Here is a 23,070-nt window from a genome sequence, read left to right as displayed (position 1 = left end):
CGCGACGTGCGAAGGACCCACGTGACCGAGACTCCCTCTGCTCCGGCGGAGAACGTTGACGCGACCACTCCCGACGGCCCGGCCCCGAAGGCCGCCCGCAAGTCCGGCGGGCTGAGCTCGATGCTGCTCGCCGACCTCAAGTCGATGGCCGCCGGCCTCGGCGTGGCCGGCGCCGGCTCGATGAAGAAGGCCCAGCTCGTCGAGGCGATCAAGGCCGCCCAGTCCGGTCCGAAGCAGGAGGCCACGAAGCAGGAGGACGAGCAGGCCGCGGAGCCCGTCACCCGCACCACCGTCCGCACCCGAACCCGCCGCCAGCGCCAGGCCGAGCAGGCGGGCGAGGCTGACCGGGCGCCGGAGCAGGCGCCGGAGCAGTCGTCCGAGCGGGAGTCCGAGGACAAGCCCGAGCAGAAGCCCGAGCAGAAGGACCGCAAGGCCAAGCAGGACCAGAAGCAGGGCAAGCAGGAGCGCCAGCAGCAGGACCAGAAGCCCAAGCAGGACCGCCAGCAGCAGGACCGCCAGCAGCAGGACCGCCAGCAGCAGGAGCAGAAGCAGGCTCAGCAGAACCAGCAGCAGCAGGCCAACCAGCAGTCCGACGACGACGAGGACGGCGAGGGCGGCAGCCGCCGCAACCGCCGTCGCCGCGGCCGCGACCGCACCACGGCGCGTACCGGCGGGCGCAACGAGCCCGACACCACGATCCTCGAGGACGACGTCCTGGTCCCGGCCGCGGGCATCCTCGACGTGCTGGAGAACTGCGCGTTCGTGCGCACCTCCGGCTACCTCCCCGGCACCGAGGACGTCTACCTGTCCCTCTCGATGGTCCGCAAGTACCACCTGCGTCGCGGTGACGCGGTCGTCGGGCAGGTGCGCCAGCCCCGCGAGGGCGAGCGGCGCGAGAAGTTCAACCCGATGGTGCGCATCGACAGCGTCAACGGGACCGAGGCCGAGGGCGCCAAGGAGCGCCCCGAGTTCGGCGCCGCCACGCCCGTGCACCCCTACCAGCGGCTGCGGCTGGCCACCGACGCGGACCTCGTCGGCAAGGTCGTCGACATCGCGGCGCCGGTCGGCAAGGGCCAGCGCGGTCTGGTGCTGACCCCGCCGCGCACCGGCGCGACGTCGCTGCTGCAGTCGGTGGCCCAGTCGGTCACGACCAACAACCCCGAGTGCCACGTGATGGTGGTGCTGGTCGACGCGCGGCCCGAGGAGGTCACCGACTTCCAGCGCGCGGTCAAGGGCGAGGTCGTCGCCTCGACCTTCGACCGGCAGCCGGCCGACCACACCCTGGTCGCCGAGCTCGCCATCGAGCGCGCCAAGCGCCTGGTCGAGCTCGGCCACGACGTGGTCGTCCTGATCGACTCGTTGACCCGGCTCGGTCGCGCCTACAACCTCGCCGCCCCGGCCAACGGTCGGGTCCTCGGCGGCCTCGTCGACGCGTCGGCCGTGCACCCGGTCAAGGAGTTCTTCGGAGCGGCGCGCAAGGTGGAGGACGGCGGGTCGCTGACGATCCTCGCCACCGTCGCGGTCGGCAGCGGATCGGCGACCGACGAGTTCTTCCTCGAGGAGCTCGCCGGCACCGAGAACCTCGAGCTGGTGCTCAGCGCGGAGAAGGCGGCCAGGGGCATCGTCCCGGCGGTCGACGTCGCCGCGTCGGGGACGCGCCACGAGGACCGGCTGCTCGCCCCGGCCGAGGGTGCGGTCGTCGGCGACCTGCGCAAGCAGCTCGCCGCCGCGGAGACCCCGCAGGCCGTCGCGAAGGTCATCGGGGCGCGCTGATCACCCCTCGCCATCCGGGGAATGCCCGGATTGGCGCCGCTGTTCAGACCGGTGGCACACTTGTGCGCCGGCTCCGGTTCACGTCACTACGCATCCACGCGGGCGACCCGGAGCACATCGAGAGGAAGCCATGAAGAAGGACACCCACCCCGAGTACGTCGAGACGGCCGTGACCTGCACGTGCGGCGCGTCATTCACGACCCGCAGCACCGCGACCTCCGGCTCGATCCACGCCGACGTCTGCTCGCAGTGCCACCCGTTCTACACCGGCAAGCAGAAGATCCTCGACACCGGCGGTCGCGTCGCCCGGTTCGAGTCCCGCTACGGCAAGAAGGCTGCTGCCAAGCCCGAGACGGCTGAGAGCAAGTAGCCCACGTCAGGCGCCGGTCGCCCGCTCACCGCGGGTGGCCGGCGCCTTGTCGTCTGCCGGGGCCGTCACACAGGAAGCAGGAGCACCATGTTCGAGGCCGTCGAGGGCATGCGCGAGGAGCACGCGGAGCTCGAGCAGCGCCTGGCGCTCCCGGAGACCCACGCCGACCAGCGCCTGGCCAAGCAGCTCAACCAGCGCTACGCCGAGCTGACCGCCGTCGTCACGACCTGGCAGAACTGGCTCCAGCTCGGTGACGACGTCGAGGCCGCCCGCGAGCTGGGCACCGACGACCCGGCCTTCGCGCAGGAGGCCGAGGAGCTCGCCGCCCGGCGCGAGGCCGCGGCCGAGCGGCTGCGCCGGCTGCTGGTGCCGCGCGACCCCGCCGACGGCAAGGACGCCCTGCTCGAGATCAAGTCGGGGGAGGGCGGCGAGGAGTCGGCGCTGTTCGCCGGCGACCTGCTGCGGATGTACTCCCGCTACGCCGAGGCCCGCGGCTGGGCGGTGGAGGTCCTCGACGCCACCGAGTCCGACCTCGGCGGCTACAAGTCGGTCACGGCCGCGGTGAAGGCGCGCGGCACGGTCGAGCCCGGCCAGGCGCCGTACGCCCTGCTCAAGTTCGAGGGCGGCGTGCACCGCGTGCAGCGGGTGCCGGTGACCGAGTCGCAGGGACGGGTGCACACGTCGGCGGCGGGGGTGCTGGTGTCGCCCGAGGCCGAGCCGATCGACGTCACGATCGACGACAACGACCTGCGCATCGACGTCTACCGCTCCAGCGGTCCCGGCGGCCAGAGCGTCAACACGACCGACTCGGCGGTGCGGATCACCCACCTGCCCACCGGCATCGTCGCGAGCTGCCAGAACGAGAAGAGCCAGCTGCAGAACAAGGAATCCGCGATGCGGATCCTGCGATCGCGCCTGCTCCAGGCCGCCCAGGACGCCGCCGACGCGGAGGCCAGCGATGCCCGGCGCTCGCAGGTCCGCACGGTCGACCGCTCCGAGCGGATCCGGACCTACAACTTCCCGGAGAACCGGATCTCCGACCACCGCACCGGCTACAAGTCCTACAACCTCGACCAGGTGCTCGACGGCGACCTCCAGCCGGTGCTCGACTCCTGCGTCGAGACCGACATGGCCGCCCGCCTGGCCGCGCTCGAGTCGTGAGGGCTCGTGTCGTGAGGGACCTGCGCCGCAGCGCGGCCGAGCGGCTGCGCGTGGCCGGGGTCGCCTCGCCCGAGCGTGACGCCGACCTGCTCCTGGCCCACGTCCTCGACGTCCCGCTCGGCCGGCTGCCGCTGGTCGACGGCCTCGACGCCGCCCAGCGAGAGGCGTACGACGTGCTGCTCGCGCGCCGCGCGGCCCGTGAGCCGCTCCAGCACCTGACCGGCTCGGCGGCCTTCCGGCACGTCGAGCTGGCGGTGGGTCCGGGGGTCTTCGTCCCGCGTCCGGAGACCGAGCTCCTCGCCGGCTGGGCGGTCGACGCGGCGCTCGCGCTCGACCGGCCCGCGGTCGTGGTCGACCTCTGCACGGGGTCGGGCGCGATCGCGAAGTCGGTCGCCGACGAGGTGCCAGGCGCCGAGGTGCACGCCGTCGAGCTCGACGAGGGCGCGCTGGCCTGGGCCGAGCGCAACCTCGCCGGCACCGGCGTCGACCTGCGCCACGGCGACCTCGCGACCGCGTGCGAGGACCTTGCCGGCTCGGTCGACGTGGTCGTGTGCAACCCGCCCTACATCCCGCTCGAGGCCTGGGAGTCGGTCGCGGCCGAGGCACGCGACCACGACCCGCACCTCGCCCTGTTCTCGGGCCAGGACGGCCTCGACGCGATCCGGGTGCTGGAGCGCCGCGCCGCCGTGCTCCTGCGGGCCGGGGGAGTGGTCGGCGCCGAGCACGCCGACGTCCAGGGGGAGTCCGCGCCGGCCGTCTTCGCGGCGACCGGGCGCTGGGCGGAGGTGGCCGACCACCGCGACCTCGCGGGTCGGGCTCGTTACCTGACCGCGCGACTGGCACGATGAGCGCCGTGGACAGGATCGACACCTCGACCCCGGAGGGACGCGAGCAGGCGGTGACCGCTGCTGCTGCCGCCGTACGACGCGGAGAGCTGGTGGTGATCCCCACCGACACCGTCTACGGCATCGCCGCGGACGCGTTCTCCCACGACGCCGTGCAGGCCCTCCTCGACGCCAAGGGCCGCGGCCGCGAGATGCCGCCGCCGGTGCTCGTCTCCGCGGCGACCACGCTCGACGCCCTGTCCGAGGGCGTGCCGGCGTGGGCCCGCACGCTGGTCGAGCGGTTCTGGCCGGGGCCGCTGACGCTCGTGTGCCGCCAGCAGGGCTCGCTCATGTGGGACCTCGGCGAGACGCGCGGCACCGTCGCGGTGCGGATGCCCGACGACGAAGTCGCGCTCGCGGTCCTCGAGCGCACCGGCCCGCTGGCGGTGAGCTCGGCCAACCTCACCGGCCGCCCGGCCGCCACCGACGCCGACGCCGCCGAGGAGATGCTCGGTGACGCCGTCGCCGTGATCGTGGACGCCGGGACCTCGCCGGGCGGGGAGGCGTCGACGATCGTCGACGTCACCGTGCCCGAGGGCCGCGTGCTGCGCCTGGGGGCGCTCTCCCTCGAGGTGCTCAACGAGGCGCTCACCGAGCACGGCGTGGTGCTCGCCGACCAGGGCTAGGGCCGATGCGGGAGTACCTCCTCGTCTTCCTGGTCGCCCTGTCGGTGACCTACCTGCTCACCGTCGTCGCCCGGGAGATCGCGCTGCGCACGGGCGCGGTCGCCAAGGTCCGCGACCGCGACGTGCACGCGGAGCCGATCCCGTACCTCGGGGGTCTCGCGATGCTCGGCGGCCTGTGCGCGGCCTACCTCGTGGCCCAGCGGCTGCCGTTCCTGTCCCGCAGCGACACGGTCGTCTTCGACGACGCCGGCGTGGTGCTGCTGGCGGGCGCGCTGGTGTGTGCCGTCGGGGTGCTCGACGACATCTTCGAGCTCGACGCGCTCACCAAGCTCGGCGGCCAGGTGCTCGCCGCGGGCCTGCTCGTCGCCCTGGGAGTCCGGTTCTGGTTCTTCCCCGGCGCCGACGGCACCCAGTTCGTGCTCGACGACGCGCAGGGGAGCGTGCTGACGCTCATCGTGGTGATCGGCACCATGAACGCGGTCAACTTCGTCGACGGGCTCGACGGCCTGGCCGCCGGCGTGGTCGGCATCGGCGCCGCGGCGTTCTTCCTCTACTGCTACACGCTCTCGGCCACCAACAACCTCACGCTGGCCACCACCGGCGCCCTGCTGAGCGCCGCGCTCGCGGGCGCGTGTGCCGGCTTCCTGCCCCACAACTTCCACCCCGCGCGCCTGTTCATGGGCGACTCGGGGTCGATGCTGCTCGGACTGGTGCTCTCGGCGAGCGCGCTGACCCTGACCGGCCAGTTCGTCGGCATGCCCACGACCGGGGGCAACAGCCTCTTCGTCACGGTGCTCCCGGTGCTGCTGCCCATCTCGCTGCTGATGGTGCCGATCGTCGACCTCGTGCTCGCTGTCGTGCGCCGCACGCGTGCCGGTCGCTCGCCGATGAGCGCCGACAAGCAGCACCTGCACCACCGGCTCCTCGAGATCGGCCACTCCCAGCGACGGGCGGTGCTGATCATGTGGATGTGGGCGTTCACCATTGCGACCGGTGCGGTGATCGTGAGCCTCTACGAGACCGACCTGGTGTGGGTGGCCGTCGGCACCATGCTGGCGATCACCGTCGCGATGACCTTCGTGCTGCCCAAGGTGCACCGGCCCCGCAAGACCGGGCTGGGGGACACCGGGCTGCCGGAGAACGCCGTCGTCGAGGGGCGCGAGGACCTCGAGGAGGGCCCCGTTTCGGGGCCCGGCAGGACTTTGTGATAGTTTTCACGAGCAGTCGGACAGACCCAGCAGACCACGACGAACAGGCCGCCGCCATGACGACCGAGTCGCAGCACCACCCCCGTGCAGGGGCCCAGCCCCTCGCCGGGGCGCCGGGGATGCGGGTCGTCGTCCGGGCCGCCGGGCTCACCGCGGCCGTCGGTGCACTGATGGTGCTCGTCGCCCTCGTCGTGCACGGCGGCGAGGCGGCCGCCGCGGCCGCCACGGGTGCCGCGATGGTGGTCGCCGTCGTGTCCTTCGGGACGGTCGCGCTGCACCTGGTGGCCAGCGTGATGCCCCGTGCGTCGCTGCTCGTCGCCCTCGTCACCTACCTCACCCAGCTGGCGGTGGTGATGCTGGTGTTCCTGGCGATCAGCCGCGGGGACGTCTTCGCCGACGACCGCGCGCGCGGCTGGCTGGCCGCGTCGATGGTGGCCGCCACGCTCGTGTGGACCACCGCGCACCTGCTCCTCACCGCTCGTGCCCGCACCCCCTACTTCGACCTCCCTCCCGGGGGTGAGTCGTGAGCACGACGACTGCTAGAGTCCGCAGCGCCATGGCCGAGTCCAGCGCGACTTCCTCCACGCCCCCGCGCAGCAACGGTGCCCCCAGCTACCTGGTGGCCGGTGTGCTGTTCTACGGGGCGGTCGGATGGGTGCTGGACCAGTGGCTGGGCACCCGCTTCCTCGTGGCGGTGGGCGTCCTGCTGGGCGGTGGGCTCGGCACCTACATGATGATCGTGCAGCTCCAGCGGCAGACGGCCGCGGACCTGCCACCCACGAACACCCAGAACACGAACGAGGAGTCGGAGTGAGCATCACCCAGCCTGTTGCGGCAGAGGGCGGTTCGGAATTCCACGCCCCCGGTCCCGGGAGCTTCGAGCTGCCGCCGATCTTCGGTGACGTCACGAAGCCCATGGTGCTGCTGACCCTGTCGGCCGTGCTCGTGTTCGGCTTCTTCTACCTCGCCTCGCGCAACGCCTCGCTCGTGCCGGGCCGCCTGCAGTTCGCCGGCGAGATGGTCTACGGCTTCGTGCGCAACAACATGGCGCGCGACAACATCGGGTCCGAGCACTACATGAAGTTCGTGCCGTACCTCTTCACGCTGTTCACCTTCATCCTGGTGAACAACTACTACGGCGTGATCCCGTTCCTGCAGTTCCCGAGCTTCTCGCGCATCGGCTTCATCGTCCCGCTGGCGCTGCTCAGCTGGGGCATCTACGTCGGTGCCGGCATCTGGAAGCACGGCCCGCTCGGCTACCTCAAGCACGCCACGATGCCCGGCGGCGTCAAGGGCCCGATCCTGCTGCTGCTCGTGCCGCTGGAGTTCTTCTCGAACATCATCATCCGGCCGGTCACGCTCACGCTGCGTCTGTTCGGCAACATGTTCGCCGGCCACCTGCTGCTGATCCTGTTCGCCACCGGCGGTGCGGCCCTGCTCGCCAGCGGCAACCTGCTCTACGGCGCCGTCGGGGTCCTCTCCTTCGGCCTCGGCATCGGCGTCAGCTTCCTCGAGATGCTGGTCATGTTCCTGCAGGCCTACGTCTTCACCCTGCTGTCCTCGATGTACATCGGCGAGGCCCTCGCCGACGAGCACTGAGGCACACCCCGCACCACCCACAAGTTTCGCCAGAAAAGTCGGCACCACCAGCGGTGTCGAACGACGAAAGGAAAAAGCCGTGGAAGGCTCCATCAACCTGGTCGGTCTCGGCCTGTCCGCCATCGGTCCCGGTGTCGGCATCGGCCTGATCTTCGCCGCCTTCATCTCCGGTGTGGCGCGCCAGCCCGAGGCCCAGAGCCGCCTGCAGTCGATCGCCATCCTTGGCTTCGTCCTCGCCGAGGCGCTCTTCATCATCACCGTCGCGCTCGCGTTCGTCCTGCCTCTCTGACGACCTCGCAGCCCAGCTCTAGACCGTAGGAGTTCGACTCATGGACCACATCGTCCTGGCGGCGGCGGAGGGGGAGACCCACAGCCCGGTTCTGCCGGTCCTGTCCGAGGTCATCCTCGCCCTGATCGTCTTCGCGATCCTCTTCGTGCTCATGCGCAAGTTCGTCATCCCGAACTTCGAGAAGACGTTCGCCGAGCGCACCCAGGCCATCGAGGGTGGTCTGAGCGCGGCCGAGTCCAAGCAGGCCGAGGCCGACGCCAAGCTCGCCGAGCTCGAGAAGCAACTCGCCGACGCCCGGCACGAGGCGGCGCGCATCCGTGAGGAGGCGCGCGAGCAGGGTGCCCAGATCGTGGCGGAGATGCGGGAGCAGGCCCAGGCCGAGTCCACCCGCATCGTCGAGCACGGCAAGGCGCAGATCGAGGCCGAGCGCCAGCAGGCGGTCACCTCGCTCCGTGCCGAGGTCGGCACGCTCGCGACCGGCCTGGCCGGTCGCATCGTGGGCGAGAGCCTGGAGGACGAGGCTCGCCAGAGCCGCGTCGTCGAGCGCTTCCTCGCCGACCTCGAGGCCCAGGGCACGACGGGGAGCGTCAACTGATGATGCGAGGTGCGTCTGCCGACGCCTACGCCGCGACGGCCGGGGCCCTGACGGGCACCGGCGACGCCGGTGCCGTCGGTCAGGACCTGTTCGGCGTGGCCGACCTCCTGCGCTCCGAGCCGGGCCTCCGGCGCGTCGCCACCGACGCGTCGGTGCCGGGGGAGGCCAAGGCCGGCCTGGTCCGCGAGGTGCTGGGCGGCAAGGTCTCCGACCTGGCGCTCGCCGTGGTCACCGTCGCCGTCGCCCAGCGGTGGACCGCCAGCCGCGACCTCGCCGACGCGCTCGAGCGCATCGGCGTGGTCTCGGTCGCGCAGTCCGCCGGTGGTGACGCCGACCGGCTGGAGGACGAGCTCTTCGCCTTCGGCCAGGTGGTCCAGGGCAGCCCCGAGCTGCGCGACGCCCTGTCGGACCCGGCGCGCAGCCGCGCCGACAAGGCCCGCCTGCTCGGTGACCTGCTCGGCGACAAGGTGCACCCCGCGACGGTCCTGCTGGTCCAGCAGGCGCTGTCGGGCAGCCACCGGACGGTCCAGGTCGCGCTGACCGAGTACCAGAAGGTGGCCGCCGAGGTCCGCAACCAGGGCGTCGCCACCGTGCGCGTCGCCCGCCCGCTGGCCGACGCCGACCGCGAGCGGCTGGCCGCATCGCTGTCGCGGACGTACGGTCGGGAGATCCACCTCAACGTCGTCGTCGACCCCGCGGTCATCGGCGGCATCCGGGTCGAGATCGGTGACGACGTCATCGACGGGACGGTCGCGAGCCGCCTCGACGACGCCGGGCGCCGGCTCGCCGGCTGACCCCCAGATCCAACACAACTTTCGAGCCCCATCCCATGCGGCACAGCAGAGAACAGGTGAGATGAAATGACGGAGCTGTCCATCCGTCCGGACGAGATCCGGGACGCGCTGCAGCGCTTCGTGTCGGACTACAAGCCCGAGTCGGCGACCACGGAAGAGGTCGGCACCGTCGCGGAGGCCGCTGACGGCATCGCCCGCGTGAGCGGACTGCCCTCGGTCATGGCCAACGAGCTGCTCGAGTTCGAGGACGGCACGCTGGGCATCGCGCTCAACCTCGACACCCGCGAGGTCGGCGTCGTGGTCCTCGGTGACTTCGACAAGATCGAGGAGGGCCAGACGGTCCGCCGCACGGGCGAGATCCTCTCCGTCCCGGTGGGCGAGGGCTACCTCGGCCGCGTGGTCGACCCGCTCGGCCAGCCGATCGACGGCCTCGGCGACATCGAGACCTCCGGCCGCCGCGCCCTCGAGCTCCAGGCCCCGACCGTGGTCCAGCGCAAGTCGGTCCACGAGCCGCTCGCCACCGGCATCAAGGCCATCGACGCGATGACCCCGATCGGCCGCGGCCAGCGCCAGCTGATCATCGGCGACCGCGCCACCGGCAAGACCACCATCGCGATCGACACGATCATCAACCAGAAGCAGAACTGGGAGTCGGGCGACCCCGACAAGCAGGTCCGCTGCATCTACGTTGCCATCGGCCAGAAGGGCTCCACCATCGCCTCCGTGCGCGGTGCCCTCGAGGAGGCCGGCGCCCTGGAGTACACCACCATCGTGGCCTCCCCGGCGTCCGACTCGGCCGGCTTCAAGTACCTCGCCCCCTACACCGGCTCGGCCATCGGCCAGCACTGGATGTACGACGGCAAGCACGTCCTCATCGTGTTCGACGACCTCACCAAGCAGGCCGAGGCCTACCGCGCCGTGTCGCTGCTGCTGCGCCGTCCGCCGGGCCGCGAGGCCTACCCCGGTGACGTCTTCTACCTGCACAGCCGGCTGCTCGAGCGCTGCGCGAAGCTCTCCGACGACATGGGCAAGGGCTCGATGACCGGCCTGCCGATCATCGAGACCAAGGCCAACGACGTCTCGGCGTTCATCCCGACCAACGTCATCTCGATCACCGACGGCCAGATCTTCCTGCAGTCGGACCTGTTCGCGGCCAACCAGCGCCCCGCCATCGACGTGGGTGTCTCGGTCTCGCGCGTGGGTGGTTCGGCGATGACCAAGGCGATGAAGGCCGTCACCGGCTCGCTCAAGGTCGACCTGGCGCAGTTCCGCGCCATGGAGGCGTTCGCCATGTTCGCCTCCGACCTCGACGCGGCCTCGCGCCAGCAGCTCGACCGCGGCCAGCGCCTGATGGCCCTGCTCAAGCAGCCGCAGTACTCGCCGTACCCGGTCGAGGAGATGACCGCCTCGCTGTGGCTCGGCACCACCGGCCGCCTCGACAAGGTCCCCACCGACGACGTGCTGCGCTTCGAGGGCGAGTTCCTCGACTACCTGCGTCGCTCGCACGAGGGCATCCTCGCCGGCATCCGCGAGTCGCTGAAGTTCGACGACGCCGCGGAGGCGGAGCTGGTCGCGGCCTACGACTCCTTCCTCGACCAGTTCGAGACTTCCGACGGCCAGAGCATCAAGGCCGGCAAGGAAGAGCACGTCGCCCTCGAGGACGAGGACGTCGAGCAGGAGCAGATCGTCAAGCAGAAGCGGGGCTGACGCAATGGCTCTCTCGGTACGCGAGTACCGCGCGCGGATCAAGTCGACGGAGTCGATGAAGAAGATCACGCGTGCCATGGAGCTCATTGCTGCGTCGCGGATCATCAAGGCACAGCAGAGGGCACAGGCCGCCGCGCCCTACGCCCGTGAGCTGACCCGAGCGGTGTCGGCCGTGGCGACGTTCTCCAACGTCGACCACGCGCTGACCACCGAGCCGGAGGACCCGAAGAAGGCTGCCGTCCTCGTGGTCACCTCCGACCGCGGCCTGGCCGGCGCCTACTCCTCGAGCGTGCTCAAGGAGGCCGAGCGCCTCGTCGAGAAGCTCAAGGGCGAGGGCAAGGACGTCGACCTCTACGCCAGCGGTCGCAAGGCGGAGGCCTACTTCAAGTTCCGCCAGCGCCCCGTGGTGCAGGCGTGGACGGGCTTCTCCGACCAGCCGACCTACGACGTGGCGGCCGAGATCGGCGCGACGCTGATCGAGGCGTTCCTCGCCGAGACCGGCGAGGAGGCGACGGCCGTCGACGAGGTCCACGTGGTCTACACGCGGTTCCGCTCGATGCTCAGCCAGGAGCCGACCGCCGTGCGCCTGCTGCCGCTGGAGGTCGTCGAGGGCACCGAGGCGCCCGACAAGGCCGACCTGCTCCCGCTCTACGAGTTCGAGCCGTCGCCCTCCGAGGTGCTCGACTCGCTGCTGCCGCGCTACGTCCAGAGCCGGATCTTCTTCGCCCTGCTGCAGGCGGCCGCCTCCGAGCTGGCCGCCCGTCAGAAGGCGATGAAGTCCGCGACGGACAACGCCGACGAGCTCATCAAGAAGTACACCCGAATCGCCAACCAGGCCCGCCAGGCCGGCATTACCCAGGAAATCAGCGAGATCGTCGGTGGCGTCAACGCCCTTGCCGACGCCAACGCCGGGAGTGAGTGAGAGAAATGACTGCCACTGTTGAAGAGACCCAGGCCGCCGGCTCCGCCGGCTCGGTCGGTCGCATCACGCGCGTCATCGGCCCGGTCGTGGACATCGAGTTCCCGACCGACGCGATGCCGGCCATCTACAACGCCCTCAAGGTCGAGCTGACCCTGGGCGGCGAGACCCAGAGCATCACCCTCGAGGTCGCCCAGCACATCGGCGACGGCATGGTCCGCGCCATCTCGATGAAGCCCACTGACGGCCTGGTCCGCGGCGCGCAGGTGACCGACACCGGTGAGTCGATCACCGTCCCGGTCGGCGACGCGACGCTCGGCAAGGTGTTCAACACCACCGGCGACGTGCTCAACCTCGAGGAGGGCGAGACCTTCGAGGTCAACGAGCGCTGGGGCATCCACCGCAAGGCGCCGGCCTTCGACCAGCTCGAGGCCAAGACCCAGATGTTCGAGACCGGCATCAAGGTCATCGACCTGCTCACCCCCTACGTCCAGGGCGGCAAGATCGGCCTGTTCGGCGGTGCCGGCGTCGGCAAGACGGTGCTCATCCAGGAGATGATCGCCCGCGTCGCCAAGGACCACGGTGGTGTGTCGGTGTTCGCCGGTGTCGGCGAGCGCACCCGTGAGGGCAACGACCTCATCGTCGAGATGGAGGAGGCCGGCGTCATCGGCCAGACCGCCCTCGTCTTCGGCCAGATGGACGAGCCGCCGGGCACCCGCCTGCGCGTCGCCCTCGCCGCGCTGACGATGGCGGAGTACTTCCGCGACGTGCAGAAGCAGGACGTGCTGCTCTTCATCGACAACATCTTCCGCTTCACCCAGGCCGGTTCCGAGGTCTCCACGCTGCTCGGCCGCATGCCGTCCGCGGTGGGCTACCAGCCCAACCTCGCCGACGAGATGGGCCAGCTGCAGGAGCGCATCACCTCGACCCGTGGTCACTCGATCACCTCGATGCAGGCGATCTACGTCCCCGCCGACGACTACACCGACCCGGCGCCGGCGACGACGTTCGCGCACCTCGACGCGACCACCGAGCTCTCGCGAGAGATCGCCTCGCTCGGCATCTACCCGGCGGTGGACCCGCTCACGTCGACCTCGCGGATCCTCGACCCGCAGTACATCGGCGACGAGCACTACCGCTGCGCGGTCCGCATCAAGCAGATCCTCCAGCGCAACAAGGAGCTCCAGGACATCATCGCGATCCTCGGTGTCGACGAGCTCTCGGAGGAGGACAAGATCATCGTGTCCCGCGCCCGTCGCATCCAGCGCTTCCTGTCCCAGAACACCTACGTCGCCAAGCAGTTCACCGGCATCGAGGGTTCGACCGTCCCGGTGGCCGACACCATCGAGGCGTTCAACAAGATCGCTGACGGCGAGTACGACCACGTGGCCGAGCAGGCCTTCTTCATGTGCGGCGGTCTGGACGACGTCGAGCAGAAGTGGGCCGAGATCCAGAAGAGCCTCTGATGGCCGGGTCCACCGACAAGGTCCTCCAGGTCGAGCTGGTCGCTGCCGACCGGCTCGTCTGGTCGGGCCAGGCCACCATGGTCATCGCCCGCACGACCGAGGGTGACGTCGGGATCCTGCCCAACCACGCGCCGCTGCTGTCCTCGATCATCGAGGGCGTGGTGGACGTGCAGACCGTCGAGGGCGAGACCTGGATCGCGGCCGTCGACGCCGGCTTCCTGTCGGTGGCCGACAACCGCGTCTCGATCCTCTCCGAGCGGGCCGAGATGTCGCACGAGATCGACCTGGAGCAGGCGCGGGCCGAGCTCGAGCGCTGCCAGCAGGCCGGCGAGAACGACGACGAGGCCCAGGAGAAGGTCCGTCGCGCCGAGGCACGTGTGCGTGCCGCGGAGCGGGCCTCCTGACGGAGCCGTCACAGCGACCGCTAGGGTGAGCGCACGAACCTCCGGGTTCGTGCGCTCACTGCTTTGTGGAGGTGTGGATGCCGGTCTGGGAGTGGTTGCTCGACATCGTCGGGGTCTGCCTCCTCCTCGCCCTGCTCTACGGCATCTCGCTCATCGTGCGACGCCGTCTCCTGGCCCGCCACGGCGGCACGTTCGAGCTCAGCTTCCGCGTCCGCACCGAGCACCCGGGACGCGGCTGGCTGCTCGGCATCGGTCGTTACTCCGGCCAGTCCCTCGAGTGGTTCCGGATCTTCTCGCTGTCACCGCGCCCGAAGCGGGTGTGGGCGCGCGACCTGCTGGAGTACTCCGGTCGCCGGGCCCCGGCCGGACCGGAGGAGATGTCGCTCTACGACGGTCACGTCGTCGCGGCCTGCCACTACGACGGCCACCCGCTCGAGATCGCGATGAGCGAGTCCGCGCTCACCGGCTTCCAGTCCTGGCTGGAGTCCGGCCCGCCCGGCACCGACTGGGACCGCCGCTAGTCCCGCCCCCGTACGCCGCGCCGGTGGGCGGTGTGCCACCCACCTTCGCGAGCGGTGGAGTGTGGGTCAGCCACCGCTGGGGTGCGTGTCGGCGTACGCCGCGCCGGCGGGCGGTGTGCCACCCACCTTCGCGAGCGGTGGAGTGTGGGTCAGCCACCGCTGGGGTGCGTGTCGGCGTACGAGGCCGGGGCCGGGCCGGTCGAGCCGCCCACCCGCAGCTCGACGGGCAGCAGCACGTTGTCCGCGGGCTCGCCGGCTGCGCGGGCCAGTGCCGCCCGGGCCGCTGCCCGGCCCTTCGCGGCGATCGGCTGGACGACGGTGGTGAGCTCGAGGTCGAGCCACGGGGTGGCGACGCCGTCGAAGCCGGCGATGCTGAGGTCGCCGGGGACCGTGAGTCCGCGGCGCCTCGCCTCCAGCACGGCGCCGGCGGCCTGGACGTCGCTCTGGCAGACCAGCGCCGTGGCGTCCGGCCCGGTCGCCAGCCACGCGCCGACCACCTCCTGTGCGGCGGCGAGGTCGCTCGCGCACGCCCCGACGACGGTGGCGTCGGGGAAGACGTCGCGCAGCCCGGCCTCGCGCTCGCGCTGCGGGTGGGAGCCCTCCAGGGTGAGCGTGGCGACGTGCCGGTGGCCGAGGTCGTGCAGGTGGGACGCCAGTGCGGCCGCGCCCGTGCGGTGCTCGATGTCGACGTAGGTGGTGCCGGGCCACGAGGGACCCTCGATCACCACCAGCGGCACCTCGCGCGCGACCAGGTCCGCGTGGGGCGCCCAGGTCTCGCGGCCGCAGATGTCGAAGATCACCGCGTCGAGCGGCAGCCGCGCGTGGGCCTCCTCGTCACCCATCAGCAGCAGGCCCTGCCCGGCGCTGCCGAGCACCTCCGACATCGCGTCGAAGAGGGGGAGCGCGGCGGGGTCGCGGAACGCGGCGCTGAGCGGGCCGACCGCCACCCCGACGACGCCGCTGCGGCCCTGGCGCAGGTTGCGCGCGAGCGGGTTGGGGCCGGCGTAGCCCAGCGAGGCGGCGGCGGAGAGGACCCGGTCACGGGTGGCGGCGGCGACGGGCTTGTTGCCGGAGAAGGCCAGCGACGCCGTCGACAGCGACACCCCCGCGGCGTCGGCGACGTCGGCGAGGGTGGGCGTCCGAGTTGATCCGGCCATGGCCCGGAGGCTACCATCGAAACGATTCGATCGAAACGATTCGCAGGAGCACCCGCATGGCCCAGCTGACCGCCGCACGCAACGCCGTCGGCCTCGCCTTCTTCCTCAACGGCCTGGTCTTCGCCAGCTGGGTGTCGCGCATCCCCGAGGTGCGCTCGAGCTTCGAGCTGACCAACGGCCGCCTCGGCCTGGTCCTGCTCGCTATCTCGATCGGGTCCGTCGTCGCCCTGCCCACCACCGGCGCCCTGATCACCCGCTGGGGGACCGTCCGGATCGTCCGCGGCGGCGCGGTGCTGGCCACGATCGGCATGCTGACCGCAGCGCTGTCGCTGGGGGACACCCTGCCCCTGACGGTCGCCGGGCTCGCGGTCTACGGCGTCGGCATCGGCGTGTGGGACGTGGCGATGAACGTCGAGGGTGCCGAGGTCGAGCGTGGCCTGGGCCGCACGATCATGCCGCGCTTCCACGCCGGCTTCAGCGCCGGCACCGTCGTCGGTGCGCTCGTCGGAGCACTCCTGATCGAGGTCGACGTCCCGTCGTCGGTGCACCTGGCCGTGGTCGTCCTGGCGTCGTTCGTCCTGGTCTGGACGTCCTCCCCGTCCTTCCTCCCGGTGGTCGAGGACCACGCGGAGGAGCGGACCTCGGCCGCCCGCGCCTGGCTCGAGCCGCGCACCCTGCTGATCGGACTGATGGTGCTGGCGCTGGCGATGACCGAGGGCACCGCCAACGACTGGCTCGCCGTCGCCCTCGTCGACGGGCACGACGTGTCGCACGCGATGGGGGTCGCCGGGTTCGCCGTCTTCGTCGCGGCGATGACGGCAGGCCGCTTCGTCGGCACCGGCCTGATCGACCGGCACGGGCGGGTCACGGTGCTGTGGTCGACGATGGCCCTCGCCGGCGCGGGGGTGCTGCTGATCGTCTTCGCCGACCACCCGGTCGTCGTGGTGCTCGGCATCGTGCTCTGGGGCGTGGGCTCCTCGCTGGGCTTCCCGGTCGGCATGAGCGCGGCGGCCGACGACCCGCTGCGTGCCGCCGCCCGGGTCAGCGTCGTCTCGACGATCGGCTACGCCGCCTTCCTCGCCGGCCCGCCGTTCCTCGGCTTCGTCGGTGACGAGGTCGGCACGCTCAAGGCGCTGCTGGTGGTCGCGTTCCTGCTGCTGCCCGCGGCGCTGGTCGTGCCCAGCGCCCGCGAGCAGCGATCGGCCACCGCAAACACCACCACCACCACCTGAGCGCGGCTCAGTCGTCGAAGAGCCCGCGGATGTCGTCGGCCGTGATGCCCGTGGAGGTGGCGCCACCACCGTCGACGACCTTCGCGAAGAGCTCGGCCTTGCGGGTCTTCAGCGCCACGACCTTCTCCTCGATGGTGTCGGTGGCGACCATCCGGTAGACGTGCACCGGCCTGGCCTGGCCGATGCGGTGGGCGCGGTCGACGGCCTGCGCCTCCGCGGCCGGGTTCCACCACGGGTCGAGGAGGAAGACGTAGTCGGCCTCGGTGAGCGTGAGTCCGGTGCCGCCGGCCTTGAGGCTGATCAGGAAGACCGGCGCCTCGTCACGGCGGAACGCCTCGATCACCTCGTCGCGGTCGCGGGTGGTGCCGTCGAGGTAGACCGTCGGGACGCCCTCCTCGGTCAGACGGTCCCGGACCCGCCGCAGGAAGGTCGTGAAGGTGCTGAAGACCAGCGCACGGTGTCCCTCGGCCGTGGTCTCCAGCAGGTGCTCGGCGAGCAGGTCGGTCTTGGCCGACCCGACGGCGTGGTGCTCCGGGTCGACGAGCGCCGGGTCGAGCGCCAGCTGGCGCAGCCGGGTCAGCGCGCTGAAGATGGCGACCCGGTTGCGGTCGAAGTCCTCGACGAGGCCGAGGATCTTCTGCCGCTCCCTGGCGAGGTGGGTGTCGTAGAGCTTGCGGTGGCGTGGCGAGAGCTCGACGTCGAGCACCTGCTCGTGGCGCGGGGGCAGGTCCGCGGCGACGAGGTCCTTGGTCCGGCGCAGGACGAACGGACGGATCCGCGTGCGGAAGCGCTGGAGCGCCGTCTCGTCGCCCTCCTTCTCGACCGGCCCCACGACGAGCTGCCGGAACTGGCGAGCCGTGGGGTAGAGGCCGGGCGCGGTCAGCGAGAGCAGCGCCCACAGCTCCATGAGCCGGTTCTCGAACGGCGTCCCGGTGACCGCCAGGCGGAAGGGTGCGTCGACGGCGCGGGCGGCGGCGTAGGTCTTGCCCTGGTGGTTCTTCACCTGGTGCGCCTCGTCGAGCACGAGGCCGTCCCACGTCAGCGCCGTGAACTGCTCCCGCTCCAGGCGCAGCATGGCGTAGGTCGTCACGACGAGGTCGTGGGTGGACGCGATCGCGGCGACGTCGTCGGTCCGGCGAGCGACGGTGCCGATGCGCAGGCCGGGCGCATGCGTCGCTGCCTGCTGGCGCCAGGCCGTCACCACGCTGGTCGGCGCGACGACGAGGAAGGGCGACGTGGCGCCCGACGACCGGGCGTGCTGGACCAGGGCGAGCACCTGGAGCGTCTTGCCCAGGCCCATGTCGTCGGCGAGCACCCCGCCCAGGCCGTGCTGGTGGAGGAAGGCCAGCCACCAGAACCCCTCGAGCTGGTAGGGGCGCAGCTCGGTGAGCAGCCCGACCGGCTCCGGGCGCGGCACCTCCTCGAGGTCGCGCAGGGCGCTCGCCCGCGCGACCCATCGCGCGGCGCTGTCGTCGACGACGCCGACCTCGCCCAGCTCGGCCCACGTCCCGAGGTCGGCCGTCCCGACGCGCACGCGCCCGGGCGCCGCCTCGCGCAGCTCGGCGGCCAGCTCGACGACCTCGCGGAGCCGGGCGAGCTCGGGACGGTCGAGCGCGACGTAGAGGCCGCTGGGCAGCACCAGGACGTCGTCGCCCCGGGTCAGCGCGGCCAGCACGTCGGGGAGGGGGACGGCCTCACCGTCGAAGCGCACGACCACCTCCAGGTCGAGCCAGTCGGTGTGGTCGGTCGGCTCGTCGGCGACGACGAACGCGATGTCCGGCGCGGCCTCGGACTCACGGAACTCGGGTGGGTGGTGCTCCTCGACCTCCAGGTCGGCGAGCGTGCGGAGGTGGGGCAGGTCGTGCAGCGCCAGCGCGAGGGCGTCGCCGCCCTCGACCCGTGCGAGTCCGACGAGGGCGGGCGGCACGGTGGCGAGCACCTCCTGCTCGACGACCGGGTCCCGCATCCCGCCGAGCAGGGAGTCGCCGCCGAGGGGGCAGTCCTGCTCGCCGTAGCGCCAGCGCCACGCCAGCGTGGCCGCCGCCGCCGACTCCCAGGTCACGGTGAGCGCGAGCCGGGGGCGGGGAGGGGTCGGCAGCGGCAGCGACTCGTCGCCGGAGCCGACCCGGACCCGGCGGGCCAGGGGCGCGACTGCCTCGAGGAACGCCTCGCGGTCGCTCGCCGGTGCGACGACGACCGGGCCGAGCACGAGGTCCATCACCGCCTCGTCGGCCGGTCCGTCGAGGTCTGCCAGCAGCACGTCGTCGTCGACCACGATCGCCACCGACGTGATCGGTCGGCCCACGGGCAGCACCACGCCACCGCGGTGGCGGACCCCGTCGACCTCGACCGAGACCTCGAGCGTCGGCGCCCCCTCGACCTCGCTGAGGTCGGCCACCAGCTCGGCCGGCCCCTCGCTGAGCACGACGGAGGCGACGCCCGCGCCGGGCACGAGGACGACGCCGGCCGCGACCGCCGCGCGCAGGACGGGCACGAGCTGGTCGCCGTAGTCGTCGAGGGACGGCGCGGCTCCGGCGACGAGGTAGGTGTGGCGGGACGCGAGACCGCGGTGGAGCGCCTGGAGCGCGTCGACCTGGGTCGGGACGTAACGGGTGCTGGTGGAGGGGCCGGCCAGGTCGGACCAGTCCGCGCCGCTGCGCGCCCAGCCGCGCCGCGCTCCCGGCCGCACGGGGCGCATCGTGAGCTCGCCCGCGAGGCTGCGCGACCACCGCCCGGCCGCACGTCGGACCACCTCCAGGCCGAGCCCGGTGCCGGTCAGGGCCGCGCGGGCGCGCGCCTCGAGGCCGTCGCTGACCCGCCCGAGCTGCCGGCGCCACGGCGCCTCGTCGGCCGGGCGCGGCCGGGCCGGTCCCCGGAGGCACAGGGCGACGGCGGCACCGTGCTTGCACAGCCGGGCGACCGGGCACGAGCACGAGCTGAAGACCCAGTCGGCCTCGGGGTCGACCTCCGCGTGGAGCTGCACCCGGTAGGGCACGGGGGCGGTGCCGGGCACCATGGCCGTGGCGGTGAGGCTGTCGGCGGTCTCGTGGACCACCTCCAGCTCCTCGACGACGGCGACGTAGTCGCGGGCGCGCAGGATCGTGACGGGGTCGAAGAACCTCGACAGGTAGGTGGCGCTCAGCGCCTCGCGGACGTCCATGACGTCCTCATGCTGGCACCCCGGACCGACATGCCGCCGGCGTCGTCCACAGGCTCGCTGCGGGGCTTCCGGTCAGCGCTCGCCGCCCGGCACCCACAGCACGTCGCCGTTCTCGCGGTTCGCGTGCCGGGCGAGGATGAAGAGCAGGTCGGAGAGCCGGTTGAGGTAGGTGATCGCGAGGAGGTTCATCGTCTCCTCGTGCTCGGCCCAGGCAGCCCAGCCGGCGCGCTCGGCGCGGCGGGCGACGGTGCGCGCGACGTGCAGGTGGGCCGCCGCGACCGTCCCGCCGTTGAGGATGAACGACCGCAGCGCGGGCAGCTCGGCGTTGTAGTGGTCGCACCAGGCCTCGAGCCGGTCGACGTAGTCCTGCTCGATCCGCAGCGGCGGGTACTCGGGGTCGGCCACGACCGGCGTGCACAGGTCGGCGCCCACGTCGAAGAGGTCGTTCTGCACGTGCGTGAGCACCGCCACGACGTCCTCGTCGAGACCGCCGTGGGCGAGCGCGACGCCGATGTGGGCGTTCGCCTCGTCGACGCAGGCGTACGCCTCGAGCCGCGGGTCGGTCTTGGAGGTCTCGCTCATGTCGCCGAGCCGGGTGCGCCCGGCGTCGCCGGTGCGCGTGTAGATGCGCGTCAGGTTCACCATGTCGCGCAGCCTACGGGGGCGACTCGCCGGAAAAGGTGGTGCACCGGTGCAACCTCGCACGGTAGAACAACGTCCTAGGAAGTGACAGCGGTCACGGCTCGGGCGTCCGGGGGACGTCGGTGAGGAGCACCAGATGGAGATCACCGCGGACGGTTCCACGCTGGTCCTGCACGGCGCCTTCGACGTGCGCAGCACCTGGGAGGTGCGCAACGCGATCTACGCCTGTCTCGAGGACCTCGACGGCGTCGACCACGAGGTGGTCGTCGACATGACCGACGTGTCCACCATCGACCTCACCGCGCTGCGCCTGCTGGCCGTGGCCACCCGGCACGCGTGGCTCACCGGCCACCACCTGACCGTGCGCAACCCCGGTCCGGCGGTGCGACGGATGGCCCACCTGGCTCGTCTCGCGCACGCGATCGAGGTCGAGCGGGTCGCCGCCACCGCGTGACCGCCTGAGGCATCCGTCACACGTCCAGCCCGGTGACCAACCAGTAACCCGCGCCCTACTGTGTCGCCATGACGGAATCGGGTCACACGGACCGCACGGCGGCGGAGCGTCCGGCCAAGGACCGCCCGTGGGTGATGCGCACCTACGCCGGCCACTCCACCGCCGAGGCGTCCAACGCGCTCTACCGCACCAACCTCGCCAAGGGGCAGACCGGCCTCAGCGTCGCGTTCGACCTCCCGACCCAGACCGGCTACGACCCCGACAGCCCGCTGAGCCGGGGCGAGGTCGGCAAGGTCGGCGTCCCCGTCCCGCACCTGGGCGAGATGCGCACCCTCTTCACCGACATCCCACTGACCTCGATGAACACCTCGATGACGATCAACGCGGTCGCGATGTGGATGCTCGCGATGTACCAGGTCGTCGCGGAGGAGCAGAACCCCGACCTGTCGCCCGAGGAGGTCGCCGAGCAGCTGGCCGGCACCACCCAGAACGACATCATCAAGGAGTACCTCTCCCGCGGGACCTACGCGTTCCCGCCCGAGGCCTCGATGCGGCTGATCGCCGACATGATCGCCTACACCGTCCACCGGATCCCGAAGTGGAACCCGATCAACATCTGCAGCTACCACCTGCAGGAGGCGGGCGCGACGCCCGTGCAGGAGCTGGCCTACGCGCTGAGCACCGCGATCGCCGTGCTCGACCGGGTCAAGGAGTCGGGCCAGGTCTCCGAGGACGACTTCGAGAAGGTCGTCGGCCGGATCTCCTTCTTCGTCAACGCGGGCGTCCGCTTCATCGAGGAGACCTGCAAGATGCGGGCCTTCGTCCAGCTCTGGGACGAGATCGCCCGGGACCGCTACGGCGTCCAGGACCCGAAGATGCGCCGCTTCCGCTACGGCGTGCAGGTCAACTCGCTCGGCCTGACCGAGGCCCAGCCCGAGAACAACGTGCAGCGCATCGTGCTGGAGATGCTCGGCGTGACGCTGTCGAAGGACGCCCGCGCCCGCGCCCTCCAGCTGCCCGCGTGGAACGAGGCGCTCGGCCTGCCGCGACCGTGGGACCAGCAGTGGTCGCTGCGCCTGCAGCAGGTGCTGGCCTTCGAGTCCGACCTGCTGGAGTACGACGACATCTTCGAGGGCTCCCACGTCATCGAGGCCAAGGTCGCCGAGCTGGTCGCCGGCGCGAAGGCCGAGATCGAGCGGGTGCAGGACATGGGCGGTGCGATCGCGGCCGTCGACTACATGAAGTCCGAGCTGGTGTCCTCCCACGCCGCCCGCCGGGCGCGGATCGAGTCGGGCGAGGAGGTCATCGTCGGGGTCAACAAGTTCGAGACGACCGAGCCGTCCCCGCTGACCGCCGACCTCGACGGGGCGATCATGGCCGCCGACCCCGAGGCCGAGCGCACCGCGCGCGCGAGCGTCGAGGCGTGGAAGGCCGGCCGGGACGAGGCCGAGGTGGCCGAGGCCCTCGCCGCGCTGGCCGCGGCTGCGAAGACCGACGAGAACCTGATGGCGCCGACGCTGGTCGCGGCCCGGGCCGGGGCGACCACGGGGGAGTGGGCGGCGACCCTGCGCGAGGTGTTCGGCGAGTACCGCGGCCCGACCGGCGTGTCCGGTGCCGTCGCCGCTGAGGCGGGTGCCGAGCTCGCCGCGGTGCGCGAGCGGGTGCGGGCCACCGGCGAGGAGCTGGGCGGTCGGCTGCGGCTGCTGGTCGGCAAGCCGGGCCTCGACGGGCACTCCAACGGGGCCGAGCAGGTCGCGGTGCGCGCCCGCGACGCCGGCTTCGAGGTCGTCTATCAAGGCATCCGGCTCACGCCGGCGCAGATCGTGGCCGCGGCCGTGGCCGAGGACGTGCACTGCATCGGGCTGTCGATCCTGTCGGGCTCCCACATGGAGCTCGTGCCCGACGTGCTCGAGGGCCTCGCCGAGGCCGGCCTGGGCGACATTCCGGTCATCGTCGGCGGGATCATCCCCGACGCCGACGGCCGCCGGCTGCGCGAGCTCGGCGTGGCGGCCGTCTACACGCCCAAGGACTACGGCCTCACCGAGATCATGGGTGGCATCGTCGACGTGATCCGCGCGGCCCACGACCTGGACTGAGGTTAGGCTGTCC

Annotated in this window: 23 protein-coding genes; 20 read left to right on the top strand and 3 right to left on the bottom strand. The window is 71.8% G+C overall.

Annotated elements, in window-relative coordinates; genetic code table 11:
- Nucleotides 1-21: 21 nt before the first annotated feature.
- The 17 genes from rho to KDN32_RS13490 all read left to right on the top strand — a co-directional run bounded on the left by rho (nt 22) and on the right by KDN32_RS13490 (nt 14,316).
- Nucleotides 22-1,773: a transcription termination factor Rho gene (gene rho / locus KDN32_RS13570; protein WP_211732784.1), complete on the top strand. Its 1,752-nt coding sequence runs from the start codon at nt 22-24 to the stop codon at nt 1,771-1,773.
- 130 nt (nt 1,774-1,903) lie between these two features.
- Nucleotides 1,904-2,143, top strand: coding sequence for a 50S ribosomal protein L31 (gene rpmE / locus KDN32_RS13565; RefSeq protein ID WP_211732783.1), 240 nt, complete (start codon nt 1,904-1,906; stop codon nt 2,141-2,143).
- 87 nt (nt 2,144-2,230) lie between these two features.
- Nucleotides 2,231-3,304, top strand: a complete 1,074-nt coding sequence (prfA, locus tag KDN32_RS13560) for a peptide chain release factor 1 (RefSeq protein ID WP_211732782.1) — start codon at nt 2,231-2,233, stop codon at nt 3,302-3,304.
- 11 nt (nt 3,305-3,315) lie between these two features.
- Nucleotides 3,316-4,152, top strand: a complete 837-nt coding sequence (gene prmC / locus KDN32_RS13555) for a peptide chain release factor N(5)-glutamine methyltransferase (RefSeq protein WP_211732781.1) — start codon at nt 3,316-3,318, stop codon at nt 4,150-4,152.
- Between the two features lie 5 nt (nt 4,153-4,157).
- Nucleotides 4,158-4,814, top strand: a complete 657-nt coding sequence (locus KDN32_RS13550; RefSeq protein ID WP_372446541.1) for an L-threonylcarbamoyladenylate synthase — start codon at nt 4,158-4,160, stop codon at nt 4,812-4,814.
- Between the two features lie 5 nt (nt 4,815-4,819).
- Entirely contained in the window at nt 4,820-6,022 is a 1,203-nt protein-coding gene (locus KDN32_RS13545) for an MraY family glycosyltransferase (RefSeq protein ID WP_211732779.1), read from the top strand.
- Between the two features lie 56 nt (nt 6,023-6,078).
- A complete protein-coding gene (locus KDN32_RS13540; protein WP_211732778.1) occupies nt 6,079-6,549 on the top strand; it encodes a hypothetical protein in 471 nt (156 codons plus the stop codon).
- Nucleotides 6,550-6,578: 29 nt separating this feature from the next.
- Nucleotides 6,579-6,836, top strand: a complete 258-nt coding sequence (locus KDN32_RS13535) for an AtpZ/AtpI family protein (RefSeq protein ID WP_211732777.1) — start codon at nt 6,579-6,581, stop codon at nt 6,834-6,836.
- Entirely contained in the window at nt 6,833-7,621 is a 789-nt protein-coding gene (atpB, locus tag KDN32_RS13530) for a F0F1 ATP synthase subunit A (protein ID WP_307854081.1), read from the top strand. Before KDN32_RS13535 ends, atpB begins: the two co-directional genes overlap by 4 nt.
- A 79-nt stretch (nt 7,622-7,700) precedes the next feature.
- Nucleotides 7,701-7,910, top strand: coding sequence for an ATP synthase F0 subunit C (gene atpE, locus KDN32_RS13525; RefSeq protein WP_030482691.1), 210 nt, complete (start codon nt 7,701-7,703; stop codon nt 7,908-7,910).
- A 40-nt stretch (nt 7,911-7,950) separates the two neighbouring features.
- A complete protein-coding gene (locus KDN32_RS13520) occupies nt 7,951-8,505 on the top strand; it encodes a F0F1 ATP synthase subunit B (RefSeq protein ID WP_211732776.1) in 555 nt (184 codons plus the stop codon).
- Nucleotides 8,505-9,299, top strand: a complete 795-nt coding sequence (locus KDN32_RS13515; RefSeq protein ID WP_249217055.1) for a F0F1 ATP synthase subunit delta — start codon at nt 8,505-8,507, stop codon at nt 9,297-9,299. The genes KDN32_RS13520 and KDN32_RS13515 overlap by 1 nt, the downstream gene beginning before the upstream one ends.
- A gap of 66 nt (nt 9,300-9,365) precedes the next feature.
- The gene (gene atpA / locus KDN32_RS13510) at nt 9,366-11,006 is read left to right on the top strand and encodes a F0F1 ATP synthase subunit alpha (protein WP_211732775.1); all 1,641 of its coding nucleotides are present in this window, start codon (nt 9,366-9,368) and stop codon (nt 11,004-11,006) included.
- 4 nt (nt 11,007-11,010) lie between these two features.
- Entirely contained in the window at nt 11,011-11,928 is a 918-nt protein-coding gene (locus KDN32_RS13505) for a F0F1 ATP synthase subunit gamma (protein WP_211732774.1), read from the top strand.
- A 5-nt stretch (nt 11,929-11,933) separates the two neighbouring features.
- Nucleotides 11,934-13,391, top strand: coding sequence for a F0F1 ATP synthase subunit beta (atpD, locus tag KDN32_RS13500; protein WP_211732773.1), 1,458 nt, complete (start codon nt 11,934-11,936; stop codon nt 13,389-13,391).
- Nucleotides 13,391-13,795 carry a F0F1 ATP synthase subunit epsilon gene (locus KDN32_RS13495; protein ID WP_211732772.1) on the top strand — a complete coding sequence of 135 codons (405 nt, stop codon included), beginning with the start codon at nt 13,391-13,393 and terminating at the stop codon, nt 13,793-13,795. Before atpD ends, KDN32_RS13495 begins: the two co-directional genes overlap by 1 nt.
- A 77-nt stretch (nt 13,796-13,872) precedes the next feature.
- Nucleotides 13,873-14,316, top strand: a complete 444-nt coding sequence (locus KDN32_RS13490; RefSeq protein WP_211732771.1) for a DUF2550 domain-containing protein — start codon at nt 13,873-13,875, stop codon at nt 14,314-14,316.
- A 149-nt stretch (nt 14,317-14,465) separates the two neighbouring features.
- Here the strand turns inward: KDN32_RS13490 and KDN32_RS13485 are convergent, their stop codons facing one another.
- Nucleotides 14,466-15,473, bottom strand: a complete 1,008-nt coding sequence (locus KDN32_RS13485; protein ID WP_211732770.1) for a LacI family DNA-binding transcriptional regulator — start codon at nt 15,471-15,473, stop codon at nt 14,466-14,468.
- A gap of 56 nt (nt 15,474-15,529) precedes the next feature.
- Between KDN32_RS13485 and KDN32_RS13480 the strand changes: the two genes are divergently transcribed.
- On the top strand, nt 15,530-16,705 hold the full coding sequence (locus KDN32_RS13480) for an MFS transporter (protein WP_211732769.1): 1,176 nt from the start codon (nt 15,530-15,532) through the stop codon (nt 16,703-16,705).
- 7 nt (nt 16,706-16,712) lie between these two features.
- Here KDN32_RS13480 and KDN32_RS13475 read toward each other — a convergent pair whose 3' ends face one another.
- Together KDN32_RS13475 and KDN32_RS13470 are read right to left on the bottom strand one after the other, a co-directional pair.
- On the bottom strand, nt 16,713-19,865 hold the full coding sequence (locus KDN32_RS13475; RefSeq protein ID WP_211732768.1) for a DEAD/DEAH box helicase: 3,153 nt from the start codon (nt 19,863-19,865) through the stop codon (nt 16,713-16,715).
- 72 nt (nt 19,866-19,937) lie between these two features.
- Complete coding sequence (locus tag KDN32_RS13470) at nt 19,938-20,510, bottom strand: cob(I)yrinic acid a,c-diamide adenosyltransferase (RefSeq protein WP_211732767.1); 573 nt, start codon at nt 20,508-20,510, stop codon at nt 19,938-19,940.
- 133 nt (nt 20,511-20,643) lie between these two features.
- On the opposite strand from KDN32_RS13470, the gene KDN32_RS13465 reads away from it, so the two are divergent.
- Both KDN32_RS13465 and KDN32_RS13460 read left to right on the top strand, forming a co-directional pair.
- On the top strand, nt 20,644-20,961 hold the full coding sequence (locus tag KDN32_RS13465) for an STAS domain-containing protein (protein ID WP_211732766.1): 318 nt from the start codon (nt 20,644-20,646) through the stop codon (nt 20,959-20,961).
- A 68-nt stretch (nt 20,962-21,029) separates the two neighbouring features.
- Nucleotides 21,030-23,057 carry an ethylmalonyl-CoA mutase gene (locus tag KDN32_RS13460; protein ID WP_211732765.1) on the top strand — a complete coding sequence of 676 codons (2,028 nt, stop codon included), beginning with the start codon at nt 21,030-21,032 and terminating at the stop codon, nt 23,055-23,057.
- Nucleotides 23,058-23,070 lie beyond the last annotated feature (13 nt).

Origin of the sequence: Nocardioides palaemonis, from assembly GCF_018275325.1 — a bacterium.
Lineage (GTDB): Bacteria > Actinomycetota > Actinomycetes > Propionibacteriales > Nocardioidaceae > Nocardioides > Nocardioides palaemonis.
The sequence above is the reverse complement of the archived record's forward strand: the minus strand, read 5'-3'. Positions and strand labels throughout refer to the sequence as shown.